We start from the raw sequence: 11,472 nt of genomic DNA on the forward strand, positions 1-11,472 counted from the left end.
GGTATAGTTTATAGTCGTATTGAGAGGTGGAAATGCGCTGGGGTGTCGAGCAGCGGCTTGAATTCATCGAATTCCGCCTGTTCTGGGAGGGGGCGATCAATCGCGCCGACCTGACCGAGTTTTTTGGCGTTTCCGTTCCGCAGGCATCGAAAGATCTGACGCTCTATCAGGAGCGGGCGCCTGGAAACATGGAGTATGATAAGCGGGGCAAGCGCTATGTCGCGGCAAAGCGGTTCACGCTTCGGTTCATGGATCCCGATCCTTACGCCTACCTGTCACAGCTGCATTCAGTAACCGAAGGCGCTATCCCTCCGGGGGAATCTTGGATCGCGACTCTGCCTGCTGCCGATGTCGCGATGACACCCAAACGGGACATTGGCATCGAGGTTTTGCGCAGGACGCTGGATGCCGTCCGCGAGCGCACGTCGATCGAGGTCTTTTATCAATCCATGAATTCACGACGGCCGGACCCAACCTGGCGTCGGATTACCCCCCACGCCTTTGGCTTCGACGGCTTCCGTTGGCATACGCGCGCCTACTGTCACCTTGAGGAGCGCTTCAAGGACTTCCTCCTTCCCCGAATTCTAGAGGTTCGTAACGAAGGTGATCCTGGTGCCGGCGGTGAGCAGGATTGGCTCTGGAACAACTATTTCGACGTGATAATCGGGCCGCATCCCGAGCTGACCGAAAGCCAGAAAAAGGTCGTCGCAAAGGACTATGGATTTGAGCAAGGTAACGGACACATGTCCGTTCGCTATGCCATGCTGTTTTATGTTCTGAAGCGTCTGGGTTTGCTCGGGGATGCGTCGAAATTGAGTGCCCGCACCCAGCATATCGTGACTATAAATCGCAAAGAGACTGAAGCCGCGCTGGAAAAGGCTGAGTTTCAACTATGACGCTTGCGCGGGGGACTGATTGATGGCGGCCAAGCTTGAGGACATCAAGAACGGGGCATCGGTGCGCGGTATTGCGTCGAACCAATCCGCGCAGGTTCTGTCCATCGACTGGATAGGCGATCAGGCGATCAATGTCGTTTTCCGTGACCACAATGGAATCGTTGCCGAGGCCGTTCTCTATCGAGACGACGAGCATCGCCTAGAGGTCGAGCAAGGCGGGCGGCCTTGGTCGTTCGACGCCGATGGCGCTCTCCTGCGCTTGGTGACCGAGGCCAACCGGATCAAGCTGGCGCACTACTTCGATCCCTATCTCGCTATTCACACGAGTCTGGTCGATCCCCTCCCGCATCAAATTTCCGCAGTCTATGCCGAAATGCTGCCGCGCCAGCCTCTAAGGTTTCTGCTCGCCGACGATCCGGGTGCGGGCAAGACGATCATGGCGGGCCTACTTATGAAGGAGCTGATTGCGCGCAGCGACCTGGAGCGTTGCCTGGTGGTCGCGCCGGGAAGCCTCGTCGAGCAATGGCAGGACGAACTGGGCCAGAAATTCAATCTCGAGTTCGACATTCTCAGCCGGGACATGATCGAGACGTCACGGTCGGGCAATCCCTTTAGCGACCGCGATCGAATGATCGTCCGCCTCGATGTCCTGGCGCGCAACGAAGAGCTCCAGGAAAAGCTCATGAGCGCGCAGGAATGGGACCTCATCATCTGCGATGAAGCCCATCGCATGTCGGCAACCTACTTCGGCGGCGAGGTCAAATATACGCGGCGCTATCAAGTGGGGCAGAAGCTCGGCCAAGTCTGCCGGCACCTGTTGCTCATGTCCGCCACGCCGCACAACGGCAAGGAGGAGGATTTCCAGCTGTTCATGGCGTTGCTCGATGGCGACCGCTTTGAAGGCCGGTTCCGCGACGGCGTCCATTATGCCGACACCGCGGACATGATGCGGCGTCTGACGAAGGAGGAGTTGCTCAAATTCGATGGGCGCCCGCTTTTTCCGGAGCGTCGTGCCCGAACCGTCAAGTACGAGCTGTCCGAGGGCGAAGCTACCCTCTACACGGCGGTTACGGAGTATGTCCGCACCGAGATGAATCGTGTGCAGCGGTTCGCCGAAGGTGACGGAAAGAAGCGCAACAATGTCGGGTTCGCTCTCCAGATCCTTCAGAGGCGTCTCGCGTCCTCGCCAGCCGCGATCTACCAGTCACTCAAACGACGCCGGGAACGGCTTGAAAATGAGTTGGGCGAGGCCCGCCTCGCCGCAAAAGGGCGCCGCTCGGGCATAGGCGAGCCGACGGTCAACGTCGATATGCTCCGGAACATCGAGGAGTACGGGCAGGAGGAGATCGACGAGCTTGAAGACCTGATTTCGACCGGAGCGACCACTGCAGAAACGGTCGAGCAGCTTGCTCTCGAGGTCGAGACTCTCAAGGGCCTCGAGTCCATGGCGCTGGGTGTTCTTCGCTCTGGCGTCGACACCAAATGGAGCCAACTGAATCGTATCCTCGACGATGAATTGATGGTCGATGCCGCGGGCAATCGGCGCAAACTCATCATCTTCACCGAGCCCAAGGACACCCTTCACTATCTCTTGGACAAGGTTCGCGCGCGTCTCGGCAATCCCGAGGCGGTCGATGTGATCCATGGCGGCGTTTCGCGGGAGGAGCGCCGCAAGGTGGTCGAGCGCTTCATGCAGGACAAGGACCTCGTGGTCCTGATTGCGAACGATGCTGCGGGCGAAGGTGTGAACCTTCAGCGTGGGCATCTGATGGTCAACTACGATCTGCCTTGGAATCCGAACAAGATCGAACAGCGCTTCGGTCGTATCCATCGCATCGGCCAGACCGAAGTCTGTCACCTCTGGAACCTCGTAGCGGCTGACACGCGCGAAGGTGAAGTCTACGCCCGGCTTCTGGAAAAGCTCGAAGCGGCCCGCGAAGCCTTGGGCGGCCGGGTGTATGATGTTCTGGGCGAACTATTCGAGGGAACCGCGCTCAAGGATCTCCTGTTCGAGGCCATCCAGTATGGCGAGCAGGATGAGGTCAAAGCCCGTCTTTTCCGGCAAGTCGATGGTGCCGTCGATCAGGCTCATCTGCTCGAATTGCTGCGTCGGCGGGCCTTAACTAACGACACGATGCCCGCTGCCGCTGTCGAAGAACTTCGTCTCGAAATGGAGCGCGCGGAGGCGCTACGGCTTCAACCCCATCACATTCAGAGCTTCTTCGTCGAGGCGTTCGAGCATCTGGGCGGCCGGATCAAGCGGCGGGAGGAGGGGCGTTGGGAGATCACGCACGTTCCGGTTCGCATACGCGAGAGAGACCGCCAGATTGGGACAGGCGCTCCGATCCAGAAGCAGTACGAACGGATCTGTTTCGAGAAGGACAAGATCAACCAGCAGCCCGTTGCGGCTTTCGTTTGCCCCGGACACCCCCTCCTTGAAGCGGTGATCAGCCTCGTCCGCGAACAGTATGAGCAAATCATGCGTCAAGGAGCCATACTGGTGGATGACACCGACGGGGGAGATAACCTGTCCGCTATCTTCCTGCTGGAACATACGATCCAGGACGGGCGGCTCACAAGCCTCGGAAAGCCGCATGTGATATCCCAGCGGCTTCAATTTGCGGCCATCGACAAGTCTGGCAAGACGGTGAACGCAGGGATCGCGCCTCACCTAAATCTTCGGCCAGCGACGAGCGAGGAAGTCGGGTCGGTCCGCGATCTTCTCGAGGAAGATTGGCTCACCAGCGAACTCGAGAAGGCCGCGATCCGCTTCGCCACAGTCGAGCTCGCGCAGGGGCATGTCGCCGAAGTGAAGGCACGGCGAATTCCCGAGATCGACAAGGTCGAGCAGGAAGTTCGCGCGCGGCTCAAGAAGGAAATCAATTACTGGGACTCCCGGGCGTTCGAACTTAAGGAAGAGGAGAAGGCAGGCAAGAAGACGCGCCTGAACTGGCAGAACGCACAGCGTCGCGCTGAGGACCTCGCCGAACGTCAGAAGCGCCGCATGGACCAGCTCGAAAAGGAACGCTTCATTTCCTCGCAACCGCCCCGCGTGCGCGGGGGAATGGTGGTCATCCCGAGTGGACTGCTGGCGGCGCGCCAATCGTCGACTGATGCGATTCCTGATCAGTTTGCAGTCGATCCGGCTGCACGCCGTCAAATCGAAATGGCAGCAATGGCAGCGGTCATTGCTGCCGAGACGGGGCTGGGAAACAGGCCCGTCGACGTCTCCGCCAAGAAGCTTGGCTACGACATTGAATCCTACGATCCAGAATCAGGGCACATGCGCTTCATCGAGGTCAAGGGGCGGATCGATGGAGCGAACTCGGTGATGGTTACACGCCAGGAGATCATCACTTCCCTGCACGAACCGGACAAGTTCATCCTGGCAATCGTCGCGGTCGCCGAGGGTGTGAGGAACGAGCCTCGCTATGTCCGCGGTCCTCTCGTCGATCGGGAGCCGTCATTCCTTGAGACCGCAGTTCAGTTCCACCTTCCCCGCCTGTTGGAGCGGTCGGAGGCGCCGCGATGAGTTCGAGCGCAAAGCCAATCAAGAGCACGAGCCTGCCTCCACCTTATTTCGAGGGGATCAGGGCGCGTGCTTCCGCGCGTTGGGACCAGTTGGAAGCCGATCCGGAACTCGCGGGACCATGGCACCAGCTTTTCAAACAGGTCCAAAGTCCGCGCCATATCCTGTCGGAACTCCTTCAGAACGCCGATGACGCCGGCGCAAGCGAGGCGAATGTCTCGATCGAAGACGGCCGCTTCGTGTTCGAACATAATGGCGAGGATTTCATCGAGGCGCACTTCGCATCGATCTGTCGCTTCGGCTACTCGAACAAGCGCGCGCTTCATACGATCGGTTTCCGGGGGATCGGCTTCAAGAGCACATTCAGCCTGGGCGATCGCGTTGAACTTCTGACACCCACTCTCGCCATCGAATTTGATCGTGGCCGGTTCACTCAGCCTCACTGGATGCCCGGGAAATCCCTCACTTCGGGCACAACCCGGGTCGAGGTGGCGATTTCAAGCGACCTTCGCCGCCAAGAGGTCGAAAAGAATCTGGCCGAATGGCTCAAGAGCCCGGTGTCGCTCCTGTTTTTCAGGAATATCCGAAAGCTGCGGATCGGAGATCAATCCGTCCACTGGCAGAGTCTCGGTGCCGGGCCGGTCGAGCAAAGCGAATGGATGGCGCTCGACGAGAAGGCGGAGGACCCGTTCCTGCTGGTCCGTTCGAACGAAGAAGCCTTTCCGGCAGAGGCTTTGGAAGAGATCCGTCAGGAGCGCATGCTTGGCGTGGAGGACAGTGGGGAATTTCCACCATGCCGCGTTGAGATCGTTCTGGGCGCCAAGGGCAGATTGTACGTTGTCCTCCCCACAGGCGTGGAAACCAAACTGCCATTCGCCTGCAATGCGCCATTCATTCAGGACCCCGCCCGGCTCAAGATCAAGGATCCGGCGATTTCGCCGACTAACCGCTGGCTTCTCGAGCGTGCCGGCCAGCTCGCCGCGCAAGCGATGGAGCAATGGATTGGCGACTCCTCAATCGGCCTTCAGGATCGTGCAGTCGCCTATGGTCTCCTTCCTGACGTAGACCGGAAGGCGAGCGATCTTGAAGGCATGTGCGCGGCTATCACTGAGTTGGCCTTTAATGCTGCGATCCAGGAAAAGCCGATCCTGCTCACGGACGAGGGGAAGCTCGTTTCCGGCAAGGCGGCGATCATCATGCCGCCCGCTGTTTTCGAGGTCTGGCCAGCCGAGCAGGCAATGGCTTTGCTGGATGAAGCCGGCCGGCCGGCGTTCCTGCGGCATGTCTCGGCGGCCAATCGGACAAAGCTCAAGAACTGGGGTTTCGTCGAGGAGTTTACCAAGGACGATCTGCTGGAGCGCTTGTCCGAAGTCCATTTGCCTCGGCCGGCGACCTGGCGGCACTTGCTCAATCTCTGGGCCTATATTGCGCCCGAGGTAACAGGGTACGATTGCAGCGATCCATCCGCGCTCCGCATCGTTCCTGTTCAAGGTCAGGACGTCCTGTATTCTGCGGCCGAGGTCGTGCGCCTCGGCGAGAAAAAGCTGCTTCAGTCCGATGACGATTGGTCGTTCCTTTCCGAACACCTGATTGTTCTGAATCAGAATTGGACCCGCTTTTTGGCCGATCAGCGGCGGGAGAAGGCCGGTGCCAAGGACCAGCGAAAGGATCCTGCCCAGGCAGCGCTGGATGTCCTCGAAGAGATCGGCTTGAACGATACGAGCGACGTCAACTCGGTCATCGAACTTGTTGCGGAGGCCTATTTTTCATCCGGCCAGCCAAAGATGGCAGATTGCGTACGCATCGCCCAGATCGCAGCAAAGCTGAACGCAACCCCTGGAGCGGCCTTTCGATATGCGGCAGCCGATCGGAAGCTGCGCGGAACCAACCACACGATCCTGTTCGACGAGGATGGGACCCTCGATGCCTTGCTGCCGAAGGCCGTGCAGGAAACACAGCTTCTCCATCAGGACTACTCGGCGAGCTTCACTTCATGCTCGCGGGATGAGTGGCTGCGGTGGGTAGGCTCGGGTCGCTCGGGCCTGCAGACTTTTGCGCCTTTGGCTTCGAAGAGAATCTCGATCTACGGCCGGTCGCGGATAGTCGCGGAGGCAAAGGCACGCGGTCAAAAGACCGCCCTGTCATATCACTATGTTACCGACAGCTTCGAGATCGAAGACTGGGATTATGCAGCGGACTACTGGCGGCATTGGGAGGCCGAGGCTGCGAACGATCCGTCATTCTGGACAAAAGTGGCAGCGCGAATTTTCGCCCAGCGCGAAACCTACTGGTCCAGGGCGTCCGGTGCCCGCATCGTTCAGATCGCCACCACCGGCTCAAGGCGCGCCGTCAGTTGGGACACGCTTGCTGCGGGCTGGATACTCAAGCTTCGCGAAAAACCCTGCCTTCCCGATACGCGCAACACGCCGCACATTCCCGCCGACCTTCTCCGCCGAACCCCGGAAACCGAGTCCTTCATCGACGTCGAACCGTTCGTTCAGGGCATTCTGGATCGGGAAGCGACGCGCCCGTTATTGGACCTTTTGGGCGTTCGGAAAACGCCGAGCGGTCCGGAGCAATTGCTCAAGCGACTACGAGCACTTGCCGGCGCGCAACGCGCTCCGGTCCTTGAAGTCGAAAAATGGTATCGGCGCCTCGACGGAATGTTGGATGGCTGCTCGACCGCGGATGCCCAAAGCGTCAAGGATGCCTTCCAAACTGAAAAGCTGATCCTGGCGCACGACGGTTCGTGGGTTTCGGCAACTACTGTCTTTCTTCATGCGGACGAGGAGGATGTCCCTGGAGCCCCGATCATTCGGGCTTCGATCGGCGATCTCAGTCTTTGGCGTCGGGTCGGTGTAGCGGATCGACCGTCGGCAGATATTGCCCTGGAATGGCTGAACTCGCTCGAATCTGGTTCAACGCTCGCGGCCGATGAAGCCCGGCGCGTACGGGCGCTTATTGTCAAATATCCCATCCGGATATGGCAAGAGTGCGGGAACTGGATGAACCTGCTTGGCGAGTGGGCGCCGGTGGGCACGCTTGAATACGCCTTTAGTCTCCAGGGGCTGATCAAGTGGAGTCACCTCCATGACTGGGTCAAGCGCAAGACCGCAGATTGCCAGAGATTGGCTGCGGATGTCATGCAAACGCCGCCGTTCGCAGCGCTTCCGGCACTCTCGCACTTCGTCGACGAGCGGTTCAATCAACCATCGTTGCTAGGCGGCCTCCAGGAGCGCCGCGCCTGGTTGACGGCGTTCGGCAGGCAGCTTGGCCGGATCGAACTTGCCGATGCTGGTGAAACCGAGCGGGTGCGGCATGTCGCGATGGTGATCGAAGGGACTACTTGGGCTGCCGCGCCCAAGCTCGAGGTGGTCCCCTATTTGGACGGCGTTCCCGCCGGCACGGCTAGGCTGACCGACATCCTTTGGCATGACGGCACGCTGTTTGTTACGCCGCTCTCCAAGGCCAAGTTGGCAAAGCGCGTACCGGAGGAGATTGGCAAGTCGCTCAGCTCCGATATCCAGGCCGCGCTCGCCTATGCCTTTGAGCGGTCGCCGGAGGACATCCAGGCTTACCTTGAGGAGAATTTCTCACTTGGGCCGGAGCGAGTTGAGGCGCCGACTCCCGGCGAGCAAGGCCACGATCACGCCGATCGGCATGGACAAGATGCCGATGCGGAAGAGCCGCCGCAGCCCCCACGTCCTGAGTTCTCCGACGCCGACGATGTCGAAACCGATGACGTGCTGATTGATGAGGCGGACGACGAACCGGTGACGGCGCCCGAGTATCCGGGTCGCCCAGCCGAACCTGATCGAGAATTGCCGCCTACCGATATCCTCGTGAAACCGCGTCCGGCGCCTAGACCCGCACGGCCAAGTGTTATTGCCCGATTTGCCTATGCGAAGGGCTATAAGGCTGACGGAGACGAGAGGTTTTTCCACTCCGATGGCAGCTGGATCGGGCGCGCGAACGGTAGCAGATTTCCTTGGGAGTGCCGGTCTTCGTCCGGTGAAGTGCTCTGCCATTACTATCCCAAGGAGCATTGCCTGGAGCTTGAGCCTCTGCAGATCGAGGCCGACGTCTGGGGCCTGCTAGACCAACGCCCAGACGACTATTCCTTCATCCTCACAACTCCGGACGGCGAGCCCGTTGAAATGACGGGAACACGCCTGTGCGCCATGCGCGAAGGCGGTGAGATCACCATTCACCCTGCGACTTATAGGCTGGTTTATGACCTCGATACCTAACATCAAAAAGAAGCTGATCGAGGTTGCGATCCCGCTCGAAGCGATCAACGCCGCCTCCGCACGCGAAAAGTCGATCCGACATGGGCACCCGTCCACGATGCATTTGTGGTGGGCGCGACGACCACTGGCGGCATGCCGCGCAGTGTTGTTCTCGCAGCTTGTCGATGATCCGTCGAGCGATCTCGAAAACTTCCCCACGCCGGAGGCGCAGGAGGTCGAGCGCAAGCGGTTGTTTGCCATCATTGAGGACCTGGTGAAGTGGGAGAACTCGACCAACGAGGAAGTGCTGGAACGCGCCCGCGCTGAAATCCGAAGGAGCTGCGGGGGTGAACTGCCGCCGGTTTATGATCCGTTCTCGGGCGGTGGGTCGATCCCGCTCGAGGCGCAGCGCCTTGGTCTGCCCGCCTATGGGTCTGACCTGAACCCGGTTGCCGTGATGATTGGCAAGGCCATGATCGAAATCCCCCCTAAGTTCAAAGACCAGAAGCCGATCCACCCAGGCGCTAAGGATCGGCAGTTCTATCGCAACGCTGAGGGTCTTGCCGAGGACGTCAAATACTATGGCGAGTGGATGCGGGAGAAGGCGTGGGAGCGGATCGGGCACCTCTATCCGCAGGTAGATCTGCCAAAGGAGTACGGCGGCGGCGAGGCCACGGTGATTGGTTGGATCTGGTCGAGAACTGTGCCTAGTCCCGATCCCGCGTTCGCCAACGTCGAGGTGCCGATCGCGTCAAGCTTCTTGCTCAGCACCAAGACTGGCAAAGAGGCTTGGGTCGAGCCCATTGTCGATAAACAGGCTAAGACCATTACCTATCGGATCAGGCATGGCGGCACCAAAGCGGAGATCGCGGCCGCCAAGGAAGGGACCAAAGCAGGCCGTGGCGCGAATTTTCGCTGCCTTATGTCTGATACTGCGATCACTCCCGACTATGTGAAGAGCAACGGCCGTGCCGGCAAAGTCGGTCAGACGCTGATCGCCATTGTCGCCGATGGTAATCGCAGCCGAGGCTATGTCGCGCCTTCGGTCGCGCATGAAACACTGGCTCTGTCGGCAAAGCCCGAGTGGAAGCCGGAAACCAGCCTGCCGAACGATCCCCGCAATTTCTGGACTGTGGACTACGGCCTGACGACCTTCGGTGATCTTTTCACCGATCGCCAGTTGGTGGCTCTGAACACCTTCAGCGCTCTCGTGCATGAGGCGCGAGCGCAGATTGAGACCGATGCCCGAGCCGCAGGTCTCGCGGCCGACACCGCCCCGTTGCGTGATGGAGGCACCGGAGCTCAGGCCTATGCTGAGGCAATAAGCGTCTATCTAGGGTTGGCGGGAAGTAGGCTTGCCGATAGCTGCAACACGATCTGCCGATGGGCTGCGGACAAAACGCAGCTGAAGAATATGTTCAGTCGCCAGGCCATCCCCATGTCGTGGGACTTTTTCGAGGCAAACCCTTTCGCAGGGGCTGCTGGCGATTTTCTTGTCAGTGCGACAACAGTTTCAAAGGTTCTGGACCGCTTTCAACCCTTTTCGCAGGGCATTGTGCGAAACCAGGATGCTCAGACCGTCGATTACCCATCGAGGACGGTCATTTCATGTGATCCACCTTATTACGACAATATTGGATACGCAGATCTATCGGACTTTTTCTACTGTTGGATGAAGCCAAATATTCAGAAAGTTTATCCTGATATCTTCTCTGTCCTTGCGACCCCCAAGTCGGAGGAGCTTGTCGCAACGCCGTATCGCCATGGAGGGCGAGAGGCCGCTGAGCGTTTTTTCCTTGATGGGATGAGTCGCGCCATCGCCAATATGGCTGAGCAGTCATCGGACACGTTTCCGGCGACGATCTATTATGCCTTCAAGCAGAACGAAATTGATCAAGAGGGTATCAGCTCGACTGGTTGGGCGACCTTTCTGCAAGCCGTTGTCGAAGCGGGCTACGCCGTCGTTGGTACTTGGCCGATGCGCACTGAAATGGCGAACCGCATGATCGCTTCGGGGACGAATGCTCTCGCCAACTCTGTCGTTCTGGTTTGCCGGAAGAAGGAAACCACGGCTGAGAGTATTACCCGCGCCGAGTTCATTCGCGCCCTGAAACGTGAACTGCCACCAGCTATTTCCGAGCTTCAGGCCGCTAACATTGCGCCGGCGGATATGCCGCAATCAGCCATCGGCCCCGGCATGGGTGTATTCTCGCGCTACAAAGCCGTCCTCGAATCCGACGATAGCCCGATGAGCGTGAAGACCGCACTTCAGCTCATCAACCGGGAACTCGACGAATATCTAGGCGGAATCCAGGGTGAATTCGACGCAGACACCCGGTTCGCAATTACCTGGTTCGAGCAGAACGGGAACGGCAAAGGGGACTACGGCATCGCCGATAATCTCGCCCGGGCTCGTGGTATTTCCGTTGAAAGCGTAAAGCACGCCGGGATCGTCGAAAGCGCCGCCGGCAAAGTCCGTATCCTCGCGCGTGACGAACTCGACAACGATTGGGATCCGGAAGACGACCGTCACCTGACTGTATGGGAGTGTCTCCAGCACCTGGTCAGGCAGCATGAGAAGGACGGCATTTCTCACAGCACGGGAGTTCTGCTCAAGAAGATCAACACCCACGCCGAGGCCGTGAAGGATCTCGCCTATTGCCTCTACGACATCAGCGCCAACAAGCGGAAAGATGCGAAGGAGGCTACGTCTTACAACGCCTTGATCGCCGATTGGGCTGAACTGACGCGACAGGCGGCAGCTATCCACGACACCAGTGGCAATCGCCAGATGAATATGGACATTTGAGGGGAATTT

General features: G+C 59.2%; 4 protein-coding genes. All 4 read left to right on the forward strand.

All coding sequences use genetic code 11. The features are described from left to right. Window positions 1-32: 32 nt before the first annotated feature. Genes V7D69_RS05740 through V7D69_RS05755 form a run of 4 tightly spaced genes read left to right on the forward strand, consistent with a single transcriptional unit; the run spans window position 33 to window position 11,463 of the window. Window positions 33-896, forward strand: a complete 864-nt coding sequence (locus V7D69_RS05740; RefSeq protein ID WP_333605313.1) for a WYL domain-containing protein — start codon at window positions 33-35, stop codon at window positions 894-896. A gap of 22 nt (window positions 897-918) precedes the next feature. Then, window positions 919-4,428, forward strand: coding sequence for a helicase-related protein (locus tag V7D69_RS05745; RefSeq protein WP_333605314.1), 3,510 nt, complete (start codon window positions 919-921; stop codon window positions 4,426-4,428). Further along, window positions 4,425-8,675, forward strand: coding sequence for a sacsin N-terminal ATP-binding-like domain-containing protein (locus V7D69_RS05750; RefSeq protein ID WP_333605315.1), 4,251 nt, complete (start codon window positions 4,425-4,427; stop codon window positions 8,673-8,675). Before V7D69_RS05745 ends, V7D69_RS05750 begins: the two co-directional genes overlap by 4 nt. Beyond that, on the forward strand, window positions 8,659-11,463 hold the full coding sequence (locus V7D69_RS05755) for a DUF1156 domain-containing protein (protein ID WP_333605316.1): 2,805 nt from the start codon (window positions 8,659-8,661) through the stop codon (window positions 11,461-11,463). The genes V7D69_RS05750 and V7D69_RS05755 overlap by 17 nt, the downstream gene beginning before the upstream one ends. Window positions 11,464-11,472: the final 9 nt, after the last annotated feature.

Origin of the sequence: Novosphingobium sp., from assembly GCF_036733805.1 — a bacterium.
GTDB lineage: Bacteria > Pseudomonadota > Alphaproteobacteria > Sphingomonadales > Sphingomonadaceae > Novosphingobium.